The organism is Streptomyces sp. NPDC017095 (assembly GCF_044332325.1).
GTDB lineage: Bacteria > Actinomycetota > Actinomycetes > Streptomycetales > Streptomycetaceae > Streptomyces.
In genome coordinates this window covers 54,614-69,556 of sequence record NZ_JBIROU010000016.1, presented here as the reverse complement: position 1 = coordinate 69,556, position 14,943 = coordinate 54,614, and the positions used below count along the sequence as shown (strand labels likewise).

The window sequence follows — 14,943 nt, the reverse complement described above, 5'->3', positions numbered from 1 at the left end:
CACCGCTACACGGACGCGCTCCCCCGGACTCGGTGTCCGGGGGAGCGCGTCCGTGTGGTCCGGCTGTTCCTACAGGTTGTCGCTGATGGCGCTCACGAGCTCACCGTTGGCGGTGTCGCCGGTGAAGTCCCAGAAGAACGCGCCGCCGAGGCCCTGGCTGTTGGCCCAGGCCATCTTGGTCTTGATGGTGGCCGGGGTGTCGTAGGACCACCAGTTGCTGCCGCACTTGGCGTAGGCGGTGCCGGCGATGGTGCCGGTGACCGGGCAGGACGTCTTCAGGACCTTGTAGTCCTCGATGCCCGCCTCGTAGGTGCCGGGCGCGGCGCCGGTGGCGGTGCCGCCGGGAGCGTCCTGGGTGACGCCGGTCCAGCCGCGGCCGTAGAAGCCGATGCCGATGAGCAGCTTCTTGGCGGGAACGCCGATCGCCTTGAACTTCGCCATCGCGTCGGCGGTGGTGAAGCCCTCCTTCGGGATGCCGCTGTACGAGGTCAGCGGGGAGTGCGGGGCGGTCGGGCCCTTCGCGTCCCAGGCACCGAAGAAGTCGTACGTCATCACGTTGTACCAGTCGAGGTACTGCGCGGCGCCCGCGTAGTCGGCGGCGTCGATCTTGCCGCCGGTGGTGGCGTCGGCCGTGGTGGCGGCGGTGATGAGGTTGTTGGAACCGAACTTGGCGCGCAGCGCGGCCATCAGGTTCTTGTAGGCGGCCGGACCGCTGGTGTCACAGGTCAGACCGCAGGCGTTCGGGTACTCCCAGTCGATGTCGATGCCGTCGAAGACGTCGGCCCAGCGCGGGTCCTCGACCAGGTCGTAGCAGGACTGTGCGAAGGCCGCCGGGTTCTTGGCCGCGTCACCGAAGCCGCCGGACCAGGTCCAGCCGCCGAAGGACCACAGCACCTTGATGTGCGGGTACTTGGCCTTGAGCTGGCGCAGCTGGTTGAAGTTGCCGCGCAGCGGCTGGTCCCAGGTGTCGGCGACGCCGCTGACCGAGTTGTCGGCGGTGAACGCCTTGTCGTAGTCGGCGTAGGAGTCACCGATCGTGCACTTGCCGCCGGTGACGTTGCCGAACGCGTAGTTGATGTGGGTGATCTTGGCCGCGGAGCCGGACGTCACCAGGTTCTTGACGTTGTAGTTGCGGCCGTAGATGCCCCACTCGGTGAAGTAGCCCAGCTTCACCTTGTCACCGGTGGGCGGGGGAGTGGTGGTGCCGCCGGTGGTGTGCACCTTGACCGCGCCACTGACCGGACCGGTCTGGTCGGCGGTGTCGCGGGCCTGCACGGTGTACGAGTAGTCGGTGCCGGCGGTCAGCCCGCTGTCGGAATACGACGTGGTGGTGACCGTGGCGACCTTCTTGCCGTCGCGCAGGACGTCGTAGTTCTTGACGCCCTTGTCGTCGGTGGCCGCGCTCCAGGCCAGCTTCACCGAGGTGTCGGTGACGGAGGAGGCGGTCGGGGTGCCGGGGGCCGACGGGGCGGCGTCGCCCGGGACCGTCGCGCCGTCGCAGCTGTCGCCGTTCAGCTTGCAGTTCGACGGCGAGCCGGGTCCGGAGCCGTTGAAGCCGAAGGAGAACGAGGCGCCGGGGGCGATGGTGCCGTTGTAGGACTTGTTCTTCGCCGTCCAGTGGGTGCCGGAGTTGGTCACGTCCGCGTCCCAGGCGGAGGTGACGGAGGTCCCGGAGGGGAAGTCCCATTCGACGGCCCAGGAACTGATGCTGCTGGAGCCGGTGTTCTTGATGGTCCACTGGCCGCCGAAGCCGGTGCCCCAGTCACTGGTCTTGGTGAAGGTGGCGGTGGCGTTGCCCGCGGCCTGGGCGGGCTGCGCGAGACCTACCGCACCGGCCAGGGGGAGCAACAGGGTCGCGAACGCGGCCGCGGCTCTGTGTCTGAAGCGCATGCTGCGCCTCCCTCGTCATCGGGGGTGTCCGGAGCGTGACTGAGCCTTCACGCCCCATGGTGCTGCGAGAGTAGAAAGGTCTGGACCACAGGTCAATAGGTCTGGACCATTCTGGGAGCGGGCCCCGCTACAGCCCCATGTCACGCGCCAGCACCGCCGCTTGCACCCGGCTGCGCAGCCCCAGCTTGGCCAGCAACCGGCTGACGTGCGTCTTCACCGTGCCTTCCGCCATGTCCAGCCGGCCGCCGATCTGCGCGTTCGACAGCCCCTCGCCGAGACAGCCCAGCACCTCACGCTCCCGCCGGGTGAGGTCCGCCGGCAGCTCCGGGACGGCCGCCGCCCGGGCCGCCCCGGCGGCGAACTCGGCGATCAGCCGCCGGGTCACGGCCGGCGCCACGATCCCCTCCCCGCGGGCCACCGTCCGCACCGCGTCCAGCAGATCCCGGGCCTCGGCGCTCTTCAGCAGGAACCCGGCCGCCCCGGCCCGCAGCGCTCCGAAGACATACGCGTCGAGGTCGAACGTGGTCAGCACCAGCACGTCCGCGAGCCCGTCGGCCACGATCCGCCGGGTCGCGGACACCCCGTCCAGCACCGGCATCTGCACATCCATCAGCACCACGTCGGGCCGCAGCTCCCGGGCCAGCGCGACGGCCCGCTCCCCGTCCGCCGCCTCCCCGGCCACCTCGATGTCGGGCGCGCTGCCCAGGATCAGCACCAGCCCGGCGCGCACGGCGGACTGGTCCTCGGCGACCACGACACGGATCACTCGGCATCTCCTTCGGTGAGCGGAAGCGCGGCCCGTACGGTCCACCGGGCGCCCCGGGGACCGGCCTCGAACGTGCCGCCGAGCAGGGCCGCCCGCTCGCGCATCCCGGTGAGACCGGAGCCGGAGCCGGGCGCGCGCGGGGTGTCGCCCGGCCGGTACGGGCTGGTCACCCGGATGTCCAGGACGCCGTCCCGCTGCCACAGCCCGATGTGCACCCGGGGCCCGGCCGCGTGCTTGAGCGCGTTGGTCAGCGACTCCTGCACGATCCGGTAGGCGGCCAGCTCCACCGGCACCGGCACCTGTCCGTGGCCGGCGTCGAGGGTGACGTCCAGGCCGTTGGCCCGGGCGGCGTCGACCAGGGCGCCGAGGCCGTCCAGCGTGGGTGACGCGGCCGGTTCCCGGTCCCCGGAGCCGTCCCGCAGGAGACCGATCAGCCGGCGCATCTCGTCCAGTCCCGCCACGCTGTTCTCCCGGATGACGGCCAGCGCGTCCCGGCTGGTCCCCGGGTCGTCCAGGGAGAGCGCCGCCGTGGAGTGGATGGCGATGGCCGACAGATGGTTGGCGACCATGTCGTGCAGTTCCCGCGCCACCCGCGAGCGTTCGGCGGTCACCGCCTGGACGCGGTCCATCTCGGCCAGCAGCGCGGTCTGCCCGGCCCGCAGCCGGGCCGCCTCGGCGGCGTCCCGGTGACCGCGCACCAGGGAGCCGGTCGCGGCCGGGGCCAGCGCCACCACCGCGATACCCAGCCCGATCAGCAGCCCCTGCGGATCGCGCCAGAGCGCCGCGGGCACCACCCCGCCGACCACCGTCAGCATCCCGGTGATCCACGGGATGCGGCGGGCCGAGGCCGGGGTGCCGTACAGGACGGCCGCGTACATCAGATCGGTGTACAGCACGACCGTGACCACGCTGCCGGCGGTCACCGTGTCCCACACCAGCGCGGCGGTGCCGGCCAGCAGAGCGGTGCGCGGCCGGATGCGGCGCAGCGGCTCGCAGGCGGCGGTCAGCGCCAGCGGGAGCAGCGGCGCCCAGGCCGCGTGCCACAGCACCAGGCTGTCCGAGGCCGCGCGGGTCCGGATGCCGAGCGCCCACAGCAGCACCCCGCCGAGCAGTCCGCCGGCGGCGATCCACAGGTCGTCGCGGTGCGGACGGGCGAGCGTGCGGGCCATGCCCTCCATCCAACACGGCGGCGCGGCGCCCCGCCTGGTCCCGGAGAAGGGTGCGGGAGTGCGACTTTCGTTTACGGCGGTCTCCTCTGCGCCGACGACGCGGCCGGCCGGCCCGGCCGGGAGCCTTGAGGGGTGGACGAGGGGAGCAAGTCGTGGTCGTCGGACTGGTCATCGCCTGTGAGGTGGCGTTCTGGGTGCTGCTGGCGGCCGGACTGGCCTTCCGGTACGCGCTGCGGATGCCGCGCACCGGTCTGGTCCTGCTGCTGTGCGAACCGCTCCTGGAGGTCGTGCTGTTGGCCGTCACGGCGCTCGACCTGAAGAACGGCGCCGCACCCGACTGGCGGCACGGCCTGGCGGCGGTCTACCTCGGCTTCACGGCCGGCCTCGGCCCCGCCACCGTCCGCTGGGCGGACGCCCGGGCGGCCCACCGCCTCGCCGGCGGCCCGCCGCCGGTCCGGCCGCCGAAGTACGGCACCGCCCGCGCCGTGCACGAGTGGCGGACCGCGGGCCGCTGGATCCTGTCCGCGGCCGTGGCGCTGGCCCTGCTCCAGGGCGCCGTCTGGTACGTCGGCGACGACGGCGGCACCGGCCCCCTGCGGGCGTGGCAGCAGCGCATGCTGTGGGTGATCGGCGTCAACCTGCTCATCGCCCTGAGCTACACGCTGTTCCCCAAGCGGGAGCCCCCGGCCCGGGACGCCGGAAAACCGGTCGACCCGGAGGCGGACGCCGCGAGACGATCCCGGCGATGACACGCACCGACACGCCTCCCGCCTGGGACGAGCGCACCCAGCTGACCACCTTCCTCGCGTACGTCCGCGCCACCGCGCGCGCCAAGTGCGAGGACCTCTCCGACGACGACGCCCGCAAGGCGCTGCTGCCCGGCTCGCCGCTGATGACCCTGAGCGGGCTGATCAACCACCTGCGCTGGGTCGAGTACTACTGGTTCCGGGTGGTCTTCCTCGGCGAGGAGGACGAGGGCCCCTGGACCGACGAGGACCCCGACCGCGAGATGCGTATCGCCGTCGACTACCCGCTGTCCGTGCTGCTCGACGAGTACGCCGGGCAGAGCGCCCGGCACGACGAGCTGATCGCCGCGCACGGCCTGGACACCAAGGCGCGGCGCCAGCGGGACGACGGCGAGCCGCGCGACCTGCGCTGGATCCTGCTCCACCTCATCGAGGAGACGGCCCGGCACAACGGCCACCTCGACATCCTGCGCGAACTGATCGACGGCCGCACGGGCGACTGACCCCGGGGCCGGCGCCTGCCTGGCGACTCCCCCGGCGTCCAGGCGGCGAGGGGAACCGCCGGCCGGACGCTAGCGCTCGCCGCCCGGCACCCAGAGCACGTCGCCGGTCTCCGTGTTGGCCGTGCGGGCCAGGATGAACAGCAGGTCGGAGAGGCGGTTGAGGTAGGTGGCGGTGAGCGGGTTCATCGTCTCGCCGTGCGCCTCCAGCGCCGCCCAGGTGGAGCGCTCGGCCCGGCGTACGACCGTGCACGCCTGGTGCAGGAGGGCGGCGCCCGGGGTGCCGCCGGGCAGGATGAAGGAGCGCAGCTTCTCCAGCCGCTCGTTGAAGCGGTCGCAGTCCGCCTCCAGCCGGTCGATGTAGAACTGCTCCACCCTGAGCGGCGGGAACCGGGGGTTCTCCACGACCGGCGTCGACAGGTCCGCGCCCACGTCGAACAGGTCGTTCTGGACGCGGGTGAGGACCGCGACGACCTCCTCGGCCAGGCCGCCCAGCGCGATCGCGGTGCCGAGCACCGCGTTGGCCTCGTTGGCGTCCGCGTAGGCGGAGATCCTGAGGTCGGTCTTGGGCACCCGGCTCATGTCGCCGAGGCTGGTGGTGCCCTGGTCGCCGGTCCGGGTGTAGATACGCGTCAGATTGACCATGCGGCCAGCCTAGTTACGCCCCGGCCGTCCGGAACACCCGCGTGCCCCCCGCCAGGGCCGGCACCGCGAGGCCCACGGCGACCAGGACGCCGTAGAGCATGTGCGCCGTCACGTACCGTCCGGCGTACGCGTCCCGGACCGCGTCCACCAGATAGCGGAACGGCACGAGATGCGACAGCACGTCCAGCCAGGCGGGCGCCAGAGCCATCGGCAGCATCAGACCGGACAGCAGCATCGACGGCATCGACACCATGTTGATCAGCGGTCCGAACTCCTGCGGACCGCGCGCCCTGACCCCGAGCGCGTACGACACCGAGGCCAGCGAGAGGGTCAGCAGGGCGACGAACGCGAAGCCGATCAGGACGCCGGCCAGCGGCGCGCGCAGGCCCATCACCAGCGCGGCCAGCACCAGCAGCACCGCCTGGAAGACGACGACACTGGCGTCCCGCAGCACCCGGCCGAGCAGCAGGGCGAGCCGGCTGACCGGGGTCGCCCGCATCCGCTCCAGCACGCCCTGCTGCTTCTCGACGATGACGGTGAACCCGGCGAACAGGGCGCTGAACAGGCCGAGTTGGAGCAGCAGTCCGGGGACCAGCACCTGCCAGGAGCTGCCCCGTCCGCCCAGCGGCAGACCGGTGAGCAGCGGGCCGAAGAAGAACAGGTAGAGCAGCGGGGTGAGCACGCCGAAGAGCAGCGCGAAGCGGGAGCGCAGCGACTGGCGGAGGTAACGGCCGTAGACGAGGGCCGTGTCGTGGAGAAGCATCGGGGCGGGTCCTGTCGGTGTCAGACGGCGACCGGGGCGCCGTCGGCCGGAGCCGGGCGGCGGCCCGTGACGGCGAGGAAGGTGTCCTGGAGGGTGGCGCCGGGCGAGCCGCCGTAGCGCGACTTGAGCGCGGCCGGGGTGCCCTCGGCGGCGACCGTTCCCCCGTCGACGATCACCAGGCGGTCGGCGAGGGCGTCGGCCTCGTCCAGGTAGTGGGTGGTCAGGAAGACGGTCGTGCCGTGCTCGTCGCGCAGTCGCCGCACCAGGTCCCACAGGCCGGCGCGGCTGCCGGGGTCGAGACCGGTCGTCGGCTCGTCCAGGAACAGCACCTTCGGGCGGTGGACGAGCGCCATCGCGATGTCCAGCCGGCGCCGCCGGCCGCCCGAGAGCGCGCCGGTCGTGTGGTCCAGGAACCCGGTGAGGTCCAGCTCCGCGGCCAGTGCGGCGGCGCGGGCGACCGCCTCGGCCTTCGGCAGGCGGTGGAGCCGGCCCTGGGTCACCAGTTCCTCCCGCACGGTGATCTGCGGATCGGCGCCGCCGGACTGGGCGACGTAGCCGATCGCCCGGCGGACCCCGCCGGGGTCGCCCACGAGGTCGTGACCGGCGACGGTGCCCGCACCGCCGGTCGGCCTCAGCAGGGTGGTGAGCATGCGCAGGGTGGTGGTCTTGCCGGCTCCGTTGGGGCCGAGGAAGCCGAGGATCTCGCCCTCCTGGACGGCGAGATCGACGCCGCGCACGGCCTCGACGGTGCCGGTCTTCGTCCGGAAAGCGCGGGTCAGGCCCGCCGTGCTGATGACTGCTGCCATGCCCTCAGAAAAACAGAGCCGCTTAAATTTTGCAACGACCCCAAAATTTCAGGCCACCCAGGAAGTTAGGATGAGGCCATGGCGGAAGGGCTCAGGGAGCGGAAGAAGCGGCAGACCCGGCAGTACATCTCGGACATCGCCACGGGCCTGTTCCTGGAGCGCGGGTTCGAGGCGGTGACCGTCGCGGAGATCGCCGAGGCGGCGGACGTCTCGGTCAACACGGTCTACAACTACTTCCCCGCCAAGGAGGACCTCTTCTTCGACCGCTCGGCCGGTATGACGGACCGGCTGGCCCGGTGGGTGCGGGGGCGGGATGCCGGGGAGTCCGCCGCGCGGGCCGTCCTGCGCGAGCTGCGCGGCGAGGTCGAGGCCGTCTCGCCGCGGGTCGGCCTCGTGGACGGCTACGACCGCTTCCTGCGCGTGATCCACGAGGCGCCGGCGCTGCGCTCGCGGCTGTGGAGCCTCCGGCAGGAGACCCAGGACGCCCTGGAAGCGGCCCTGCGCGAGGAGACCGGCGCCGCCGCCGGTGACCCGCTGCCCGATCTCATGGCCGGTCAGATCTGCTGGGTCCACCAGGCGGTCTCCGCCGCCGTCGGACGCGGGATGCTCGCCGGGCGCAAACCGGCCGAAGTGTCACGAGAGGTACTCGTCCTGCTGGACGACATCGAGGACCTGTTGAGTGAAAAGGTGCTCAACTACGCCGTCCGAGGCGCCGAATGACCCCTGCCGGTGTGATGTCCGTCAAATGAGACGTGACGCGCGTTACTTACCGGTCACACAGCGGCGCCGGAGCGCTATGGTCCGCCGGAGAGGCAGACTTATCACCGCGTTCGAGGGAGTCGGAGTGGCACGGAAGCTCGCCGTCATCGGGGCCGGTCTCATGGGATCGGGCATCGCTCAGGTCGCCGCCCAGGCGGGCTGGGAGGTCGTCCTGCGCGACGTCACCGACGAGGCTCTGCGACGCGGCACCGACGGCATTAAGGCCTCGTACGACAAGTTCGTCGGCAAGGGCAGGCTGACGGCCGAGGACGCCGGGGCCGCCCTCGCGCGCATCACCCCGACCACCGACCTCGACGCCGCCGCCGAGGCGGACCTCGTGGTGGAGGCCGTCTTCGAGAAGCTGGAGGTCAAGCACGAGATCTTCCGCGCCCTCGACAAGCTGGTGCGCGAAGACGCCGTGCTCGCCTCCAACACCTCCGCCATCCCGATCACCAAGATCGCGGCGGCCACCGAGCGCCCCGAGCGGGTCGTCGGCGTGCACTTCTTCTCGCCGGTGCCGATGATGCAGCTCGTCGAGCTGGTCCGCGGCTACAAGACCAGCGACGAAACCCTCGCCACCGCGCGGGAGTTCGCCGAGTCCGTCGGCAAGACCTGCATCGTCGTCAACCGGGACGTGGCCGGCTTCGTCACCACCCGGCTGATCTCCGCCCTCGTGGTGGAGGCGACCAAGCTCTACGAGTCCGGCGTCGCCACCGCCGAGGACATCGACCTCGCCTGCAAGCTGGGCTTCGGCCACGCCATGGGCCCGCTCGCCACCGCCGACCTGACCGGCGTCGACATCCTGCTGCACGCCGCGAGCAACATCTACACCGAGTCCCAGGACGAGAAGTTCGCCCCGCCGGAGCTGATGCGCCGGATGGTGGACGCCGGTGACATCGGCCGCAAGAGCGGGCAGGGCTTCTACAGCTACTGAGTCGCCCGCCCCGGCACGAACGCCCCGGAAGCGTCACTCCCGGGGGTGAATTCGGTATCGGTTGGCTTACAAACAGCAACCACACCGGCACCGGCACAGTCAGAGGTTGCACAGCAACTGTCACCGAATACGCCAACCGCACTCAACGGGGAGCGCATATGCACATCAGGGGCGACCACGCCGAGCTGGTCGTCGGGGGGCGCCTCGACGTCCGCAGCGCGGCGGACGCCCGTACGGCCCTGCACTCGGCCGTCGACACCGGAGTCGGCGACCTGGTGCTCGACCTGTCCGAACTGGATTCCTGGGACGCCACCGGACTCGGCGTGATCATGGGCGCCCACCGGCGGGCCGGCCGCTGCGGGCGGCGCCTGGTGCTGCGGGGCGTACCCCCGCAGATGCAGCGCCTGCTGGTGGCCACCCGGCTGCACCGCATCCTCGCCATCGAGGGCGGCATCGGTGTGGAGTCGCTGCCCCGGGTATGAGACACCTGCGCGGGTGAACCGGACGCGGCCCGCGGCCCGGCGCACCCGTCGCGGCGGGGCCGGGCGCAATCCTCACAAGACCGTGACGTCTCGGACCGCACGGCACCCCGCACTGTCGAAGAGACCGTGCGACGGTTTAAGGTGCGGTCGCCCGCCACCTCGCAACCCTCGACCGAGCGGGCCCGGACCAGAAGCGACAGCGCGGTGTGCGACAAGGCCGGGAGGGCCGCAACACGGGCACACGACGCTTTTGGGGAGCTGCAACCCATGGACCCGATGAACCAGGGACCCGACGAGCACGGCCGGGCGCACGGCCGCCGTCCGCCCCGGGACTCCCTGACCTCCGACCTCGCCCCCGGCACGGCCGCGCCCGCCCGCATGGCCCAGCTCCTGTGCGGCGACCTCCAGCTCACCGTCAACCCGGTCGACGGCAGCGAGATCGAACCCCGCCCGCCGGCCGGCCGCCCCGGCAGGCCCGCCAAGCGCACCGCCGCCGACCGTGCCGAGGCCGAGCGCGCCGCCCGGCCGCCCGCGTCCGCCGGCCCCGCCCCGGCCGCCCCCGGCCTGCCGGCCCGCCAGGAGGAACGCGAACGCCTGGTCCGGCTCCTCGCCCGCGGCCGCTCCGTCCGTCTCACCGGACCGTCCGGCTCCGGCCGCACCGCCCTGCTCGACCTGGTCGCCGAGGACTGCCTCGACCTCGCCCCGGACGGCGTGGTCCGGCTGAACGGCTTCCACCGGACCGCCGGCGACCTCCTGCACGAGCTGTTCCACACCGTCTACGACGCCCCCGGCCTGCGTCCCGGCCCCGGCGAACTGGGCGAGCTGGTCCGCGAGATCGGCGCGGTCGTCGTCCTGGACGACCTGGAGTTCGGCGGCGCCGCCCTGGACGGCCTGCTCGACGCCACCCCCGAGTGCGCCTTCCTGTTCGCCGCCACCCCGGACGTGCCCGCGCCGTCCGCCGGGTCGGACGTGGAAGAGGTCTTCCTCGCCGGGCTCGACCGCGCCGCCGGCGTGGAGATCCTGGAGCGGACCGCCGGCCGGACGCTCACCGAGGAGGAGGCCAACTGGGCCGGCGACCTGTGGTTCGAGTCCGAGGGCCTGCCGCTGCGGTTCGTCCAGGCCGGCGCCCTGCTGCGGCAGCGCGACGAACTGCGGGCCGGCGCCGGCGCGGTGGACGAGTACGGCGTCTTCGAGGACGTACGCCGGCCCGCGGACCTGCCGGTGGACCTGGAGGAGGACGTCCCGCTGCCCTCCCTCGGCGAGGCCGCCGCCCCGGCCCCGCTGCTCGCCTCCCGGCTCACGCACGCCGCCCGCGCCGCGCTCCGCTTCGCGGTCGCCCTCGGCGGCGAGCTGCCCCACCCGGCGCATCTGCCCGCCCTGGTCGGCGACACCCACGCCGACGCCGCCCTCGGCGAGCTGGCCGCCTGCGGCCTCGTCTCCCCGGTCGGCTCCCGCCACCGGCTCGCGGCCGGCGTGCAGACCCAGCTGGAGGCCGCCGGGTACGCCGACGACGCCGCCGAGCACGCCCTCACCGCCGCCCGGCACTACGCCTGGTGGGCCGGGCACGCCTCCGTCACCCCGGAACGGGTCTGCGCCGAGGCCGACGCGGTCCTGGCCGCGCTCGCCGCCGTCGTCCCGCGCACGGCGCCGCCCGGCGAGGGCGAGGACAGCGGCGCGGTGCGGCTGGCCCGCACGGCCGCGCCCGCCTTCGCCGCCGGAGGACACTGGAGCGCCTGGGAACGGGCCCTGCGCTCCGGCGCGGAAGCCTCCCGGCTGGCCGGCGAGGTGCCCGAACAAGCCTATTTCCACCACGAGTTGGGCATCCTCGCGCTGTGCACCGGGCAGCTCGACCGGGCCCGTGCCGAACTGGAGGCGTCGAACGGGCTGCGCGGCGCCCTCGCCGACAAGCGGGGCACGGTGGCCGGCCGGCGCGCGCTGGCACTGCTCGCCGACCGCTCCGGCGAGGTGCCGGGACCGCCGGTGCCGGCGGCCGGGCGGCCGGTGCCGGCACGGCCCGCCGAGCCGGCACCGGTGCCGGACCCGGTGCCCCACGGCGCCCTGGACGACACCCTGGTCACCCCGCGGACCCCTGCCCGGCCCGCGGTCCGCGCCGGGGGCCTGCGCCGCCTGGCCCGGCGCAACCTGGTGGCGGCCGGCGCCGGCGCCCTGCTGGCCGCCGTGCTCGGCACGGTCGTCACGCTCGGCATGACGTCCTCCGACCACACCGGCCCCGACCCGGCCGAAAAGGCCGACGCCAACCCGTCCGCGAGCCAGAGCCCGGACACCGGGGACACGGGGACGGACCCGGCCGACGGCGACGCCACCGGCTCGGCCGGCGGGCGGCCCACCTCACCCGGGCCCGACGGCACCTACGGCACGGCGGACGACCCCGTCCCGCCGGCCGGCACGGCCCGCCCCTCGGAGAGCGCCGAGCCGTCCGGCGGGGGCAAGCCCTCCGGTTCGCCGTCGACCTCGCCCGCACCGGGCGGAACGGGCGGCCCGTCCACCGGCGGTACGACGGGAGGCACGGCCGGCGGCTCGACCGGCAGCGGCGGCGGAGGTTCCACCGGCTCGACGGGCGGCACCACCGGCGGGACCGAGACCGGCGGCACGTCGGGCGAGCCCTCGGGCGGCACCTCCACGGACACCGGCGGCTCCACCGGCACCGGCGGCACCGCGGGCACGGGCGGCGCCACCGGCACGGACGGCGACCCCTCCGGCGGGACCGCGGACGGCGGCACGGCGGACGGCGGCACCCCGGGCGACCCCGGGGGCGGCACGACCTCCGGCGACACCGACGGCACGACGACGGCCGGCACCACCGGCGAGACGTCGAGCAGCGCGTCGGCCTCCCAGCCGGCGCCGGGAGCGACGCACACCGTGATGTGAGCCGGGAACCCGGCGGCACCCGACGGCCCGAGGGCGGTCCGGTGCCGCCGGGCCGGGGCCGCCGGGATCAGAACAGGCGGAGCTTGTCGTCCTCGATGCCGCGCAGGGCGTTGTAGTCCAGGATCTGGCAGTCGATGCCCCGGTCGGTGGCCAGGACGCGGGCCTGGGGCTTGATCTCCTGCGCGGCGAACACACCGCGGACCGGCGCGAGATGCGGGTCGCGGTTCAACAGGTCGAGGTAGCGCGTGAGTTGCTCCACGCCGTCGATCTCGCCCCGGCGCTTGATCTCGACCGCGACCGTCCCGCCGTCCGCGTCCCGGCACAGGATGTCCACCGGGCCGATGGCCGTCATGTACTCGCGGCGGATGAGCGTGTAGCCCTCGCCCAGGGTCTCGATGCGGTCGGCGAGCAGCTCCTGAAGGTGCGCTTCCACGCCGTCCTTGATCAGACCGGGATCCACGCCGAGTTCGTGCGAGGAATCGTGGAGGATCTCCTCCATCGTGATGATCAGTTTCTCGCCCGCCTTGTTGACGACGGTCCACACGCCCGCGTCCTCGCCCGCACCCTCCTTCAGCGTGCAGGGCGGCGACATCCAGTTGAGCGGCTTGTAGGCCCGGTCGTCGGCGTGGATGGAGACGCTGCCGTCCGCCTTGACCAGGATCAGTCGCGGAGCCGAGGGCAGGTGGGCGGTGAGCCGGCCGGCGTAGTCGACCGAGCATCGGGCAATGACGAGACGCATGGTCGGCAACGCTACTCGACGCGCCCCGGTGGACGCGATCCGCCCATCCCGCTCTCTGGCGATCGCCCCAATTGTCCCTGGAAACTCTTGTTCATCCCTGGCCGATAGTGAGCATGAGCAGACCGTTCCATATACGCGTTCTGCTGGTGTGGTCACCGACCGTTGCCTACCGTAGGGACGGGAGGTTGCGGCCCCTGTACCGAGCGTGTTCGCCAGCGCGGCCTCCCTCATCTGTCCGGCAACCCCTGCGCTTCGGGGGTGCGAGAGGAGAACCCATGTCGCTCGACGTCTCACCGGCCCTACTCGAACAGGCCGAGCGAGGCGAGGTCGACGAAGCAGCATTCGTCGACTGCGTCCGGACCTCCCTGCCCTACGCATGGGAGATGATCAGCTCCCTGGTGGCCCAGCTGAAGGTGGACGGCGGATCCTTCGCCGACAACCAGACGCCCCCGCCGGACGAGCAGGCACGCGGTCAGCTGCTGCGTGCGCTCGCGAGTGACGCGATACGCGGCGCGCTGCAGCGGCACTTCGGTGTGCGGCTGGCCTTCCAGAACTGCCACCGCGTGGCGGTGTTCCCGCTGGACGCCTCGGTGGACGAGACGCTGGCCCGGTTCACCTCGGTGCGCAGCCAGCTGCTCAACCAGTCGCCGGAGTTCCGGGACTGCTGACGCCCGGCCGGGACCGGGCCGGGGAGCCGTCGGTCTGCCGCTCCCCCTGGGGGAGGTGCATAGGTCGTCGGGGCGGCAGACTCCCCGGCGGCTCCCGCGGCGCAGCGCGTCAGCGGAGCCGGGGCAGCACCTCGGCGCCGAGCCGCCGCAGGTTCTCCTCGGTGGCGGCGAGGTCGCCCGAGCCCTCCACCAGGAGGGCGAAGCGGGAGATGCCCGTGCGCTCCGAGGTGGCCGCGAGCCGGTCGGCGGCGAGCTGCGGGGTGCCCACCGGGTGCAGCCCGCAGAGCAGTTCGGTGTAGGCGTGCGGGTCGCGCATGGCGCGCGCCCGTCCGTCCACCGTCACATGCGCGGCGAGGCCCTGCCGCAGCCAGCCCGGCATCGACTTCAGCAGGGTCTCGGCCGCGTCGGTGCGCCGGTCGGCGAGCTGGCACACCCCGGCCGAGACGTGGGCGGCGCCCGCGATCTCCTCGGCCGGCCGGCCCGCGGCGCGCGCGCAGCGCCGCCACAGGGCGACCATCTCGGCCTTCTCCTCGTCCCCGACGTGTATGCCGAGCAGCATCGGCAGTCCGCGCTCGGCGGCCAGCCGGACGCTCGCCGGCGAGGTGCAGGCGAGTACGACCTCGGGGCCCGGACGGTCCGACAGGGCCTCCGCGGGGCGGGGTACGACCGGTACCTCGCGGAAGGAGTACCGCTCGCCGGCGGCGCCCACGGCCGGCTCGGCCAGCCAGCGCAGCAGCAGATCGAGTGACTCCGGGAACCCGCGTTCGTACGCCTCCAGGCCCGCGCCGAACACCTCCAGGTCCACCCAGGGACCGCCGCGCCCGACGCCCAGCGTGAACCGTCCGCCGCTGGTCAGGTGCAGCAGCGCGGCCTGCTCGCCGAGGGCGACCGGGTGCGCGGTCGGCAGGACGCTGACCGCGGTGCCGACCTGGATGCGGTGGGTGCGCCCGAGCAGCAGCGCGGCCAGGGTGACCGCGGACGGGCAGGTGCCGTAGGGCACGAAGTGGTGCTCGGCCAGCCATACCGCGTCCAGCCCGGCCTGCTCGGTGACCTCCGCCGAGCGGACCGCCCGGTGCAGGGCCTCCGCCGGGCCCTGGCCCGGGAACTGGGCGGCCAGCACAAAAGTTCCGACGTGCATCGCGTTTCCTGCTTCCTTGCCTCCGGCTCGGAGTTCCCCCACCGGGCAT

The 14,943-nt window shown here is 73.3% G+C and carries 15 protein-coding genes; 7 read left to right on the top strand and 8 right to left on the bottom strand.

Features of this window, described 5'->3' with window-relative positions; genetic code table 11:
* Positions 1-69: 69 nt before the first annotated feature.
* From ACH4OA_RS27800 to ACH4OA_RS27790, 3 genes are all read right to left on the bottom strand, one after another.
* Complete coding sequence (locus ACH4OA_RS27800; protein ID WP_397943564.1) at positions 70-1,890, bottom strand: glycosyl hydrolase family 18 protein; 1,821 nt, start codon at positions 1,888-1,890, stop codon at positions 70-72.
* Between the two features lie 127 nt (positions 1,891-2,017).
* Entirely contained in the window at positions 2,018-2,656 is a 639-nt protein-coding gene (locus ACH4OA_RS27795) for a response regulator (protein ID WP_397971738.1), read from the bottom strand.
* Positions 2,653-3,825, bottom strand: coding sequence for a sensor histidine kinase (locus ACH4OA_RS27790; protein WP_397971735.1), 1,173 nt, complete (start codon positions 3,823-3,825; stop codon positions 2,653-2,655). The genes ACH4OA_RS27795 and ACH4OA_RS27790 overlap by 4 nt, the downstream gene beginning before the upstream one ends.
* 152 nt (positions 3,826-3,977) lie before the next feature.
* Here ACH4OA_RS27790 and ACH4OA_RS27785 point away from each other — a divergent pair, with 152 nt between their 5' ends.
* Positions 3,978-4,574, top strand: coding sequence for a hypothetical protein (locus ACH4OA_RS27785; RefSeq protein ID WP_365872099.1), 597 nt, complete (start codon positions 3,978-3,980; stop codon positions 4,572-4,574).
* Positions 4,571-5,074: a DinB family protein gene (locus ACH4OA_RS27780; protein WP_397971733.1), complete on the top strand. Its 504-nt coding sequence runs from the start codon at positions 4,571-4,573 to the stop codon at positions 5,072-5,074. Before ACH4OA_RS27785 ends, ACH4OA_RS27780 begins: the two co-directional genes overlap by 4 nt.
* Positions 5,075-5,143: 69 nt before the next feature.
* Here ACH4OA_RS27780 and ACH4OA_RS27775 read toward each other — a convergent pair whose 3' ends face one another.
* Genes ACH4OA_RS27775 through ACH4OA_RS27765 form a run of 3 tightly spaced genes read right to left on the bottom strand, consistent with a single transcriptional unit; the run spans position 5,144 to position 7,285 of the window.
* On the bottom strand, positions 5,144-5,716 hold the full coding sequence (locus tag ACH4OA_RS27775) for a cob(I)yrinic acid a,c-diamide adenosyltransferase (RefSeq protein WP_365872103.1): 573 nt from the start codon (positions 5,714-5,716) through the stop codon (positions 5,144-5,146).
* A gap of 13 nt (positions 5,717-5,729) precedes the next feature.
* Positions 5,730-6,479 (bottom strand): ABC transporter permease, encoded by a 750-nt coding sequence (locus tag ACH4OA_RS27770; RefSeq protein WP_397948922.1) that lies wholly within the window; start codon positions 6,477-6,479, stop codon positions 5,730-5,732.
* A gap of 20 nt (positions 6,480-6,499) precedes the next feature.
* Positions 6,500-7,285, bottom strand: a complete 786-nt coding sequence (locus ACH4OA_RS27765) for an ABC transporter ATP-binding protein (RefSeq protein WP_397943572.1) — start codon at positions 7,283-7,285, stop codon at positions 6,500-6,502.
* 78 nt (positions 7,286-7,363) lie between these two features.
* Between ACH4OA_RS27765 and ACH4OA_RS27760 the strand changes: the two genes are divergently transcribed.
* From ACH4OA_RS27760 to ACH4OA_RS27745, 4 genes are all read left to right on the top strand, one after another.
* Positions 7,364-8,005, top strand: coding sequence for a TetR/AcrR family transcriptional regulator (locus ACH4OA_RS27760; protein ID WP_397943574.1), 642 nt, complete (start codon positions 7,364-7,366; stop codon positions 8,003-8,005).
* A 124-nt stretch (positions 8,006-8,129) separates the two neighbouring features.
* On the top strand, positions 8,130-8,978 hold the full coding sequence (locus ACH4OA_RS27755; protein ID WP_365872111.1) for a 3-hydroxyacyl-CoA dehydrogenase family protein: 849 nt from the start codon (positions 8,130-8,132) through the stop codon (positions 8,976-8,978).
* Positions 8,979-9,136: 158 nt separating this feature from the next.
* Entirely contained in the window at positions 9,137-9,460 is a 324-nt protein-coding gene (locus ACH4OA_RS27750; RefSeq protein WP_014675024.1) for an STAS domain-containing protein, read from the top strand.
* 267 nt (positions 9,461-9,727) lie between these two features.
* Positions 9,728-12,349, top strand: a complete 2,622-nt coding sequence (locus tag ACH4OA_RS27745) for an ATP-binding protein (RefSeq protein ID WP_397971730.1) — start codon at positions 9,728-9,730, stop codon at positions 12,347-12,349.
* A gap of 67 nt (positions 12,350-12,416) precedes the next feature.
* Here the strand turns inward: ACH4OA_RS27745 and nucS are convergent, their stop codons facing one another.
* On the bottom strand, positions 12,417-13,088 hold the full coding sequence (gene nucS, locus ACH4OA_RS27740; RefSeq protein WP_397943580.1) for an endonuclease NucS: 672 nt from the start codon (positions 13,086-13,088) through the stop codon (positions 12,417-12,419).
* 275 nt (positions 13,089-13,363) lie between these two features.
* Here nucS and ACH4OA_RS27735 point away from each other — a divergent pair, with 275 nt between their 5' ends.
* Positions 13,364-13,756, top strand: a complete 393-nt coding sequence (locus ACH4OA_RS27735; protein WP_020942287.1) for an SCO5389 family protein — start codon at positions 13,364-13,366, stop codon at positions 13,754-13,756.
* A gap of 109 nt (positions 13,757-13,865) precedes the next feature.
* Here the strand turns inward: ACH4OA_RS27735 and ACH4OA_RS27730 are convergent, their stop codons facing one another.
* Complete coding sequence (locus ACH4OA_RS27730) at positions 13,866-14,894, bottom strand: LLM class flavin-dependent oxidoreductase (protein ID WP_397971729.1); 1,029 nt, start codon at positions 14,892-14,894, stop codon at positions 13,866-13,868.
* Positions 14,895-14,943 lie beyond the last annotated feature (49 nt).

What these genes read in the sequence shown, in the direction of transcription:
- ACH4OA_RS27800 (WP_397943564.1), bottom strand. Translation starts at nt 1,890, where the DNA reads ATGCGCTTCAGACACAGAGCCGCGGCCGCGTTCGCGACCCTGTTGCTC.
- ACH4OA_RS27760 (WP_397943574.1), top strand. Translation starts at nt 7,364, where the DNA reads ATGGCGGAAGGGCTCAGGGAGCGGAAGAAGCGGCAGACCCGGCAGTAC.
- ACH4OA_RS27745 (WP_397971730.1), top strand. Translation starts at nt 9,728, where the DNA reads ATGGACCCGATGAACCAGGGACCCGACGAGCACGGCCGGGCGCACGGC.
- ACH4OA_RS27765 (WP_397943572.1), bottom strand. Translation starts at nt 7,285, where the DNA reads ATGGCAGCAGTCATCAGCACGGCGGGCCTGACCCGCGCTTTCCGGACG.
- ACH4OA_RS27790 (WP_397971735.1), bottom strand. Translation starts at nt 3,825, where the DNA reads ATGGCCCGCACGCTCGCCCGTCCGCACCGCGACGACCTGTGGATCGCC.
- ACH4OA_RS27730 (WP_397971729.1), bottom strand. Translation starts at nt 14,894, where the DNA reads ATGCACGTCGGAACTTTTGTGCTGGCCGCCCAGTTCCCGGGCCAGGGC.
- ACH4OA_RS27750 (WP_014675024.1), top strand. Translation starts at nt 9,137, where the DNA reads ATGCACATCAGGGGCGACCACGCCGAGCTGGTCGTCGGGGGGCGCCTC.
- ACH4OA_RS27780 (WP_397971733.1), top strand. Translation starts at nt 4,571, where the DNA reads ATGACACGCACCGACACGCCTCCCGCCTGGGACGAGCGCACCCAGCTG.
- ACH4OA_RS27775 (WP_365872103.1), bottom strand. Translation starts at nt 5,716, where the DNA reads ATGGTCAATCTGACGCGTATCTACACCCGGACCGGCGACCAGGGCACC.
- nucS (WP_397943580.1), bottom strand. Translation starts at nt 13,088, where the DNA reads ATGCGTCTCGTCATTGCCCGATGCTCGGTCGACTACGCCGGCCGGCTC.
- ACH4OA_RS27735 (WP_020942287.1), top strand. Translation starts at nt 13,364, where the DNA reads ATGTCGCTCGACGTCTCACCGGCCCTACTCGAACAGGCCGAGCGAGGC.
- ACH4OA_RS27770 (WP_397948922.1), bottom strand. Translation starts at nt 6,479, where the DNA reads ATGCTTCTCCACGACACGGCCCTCGTCTACGGCCGTTACCTCCGCCAG.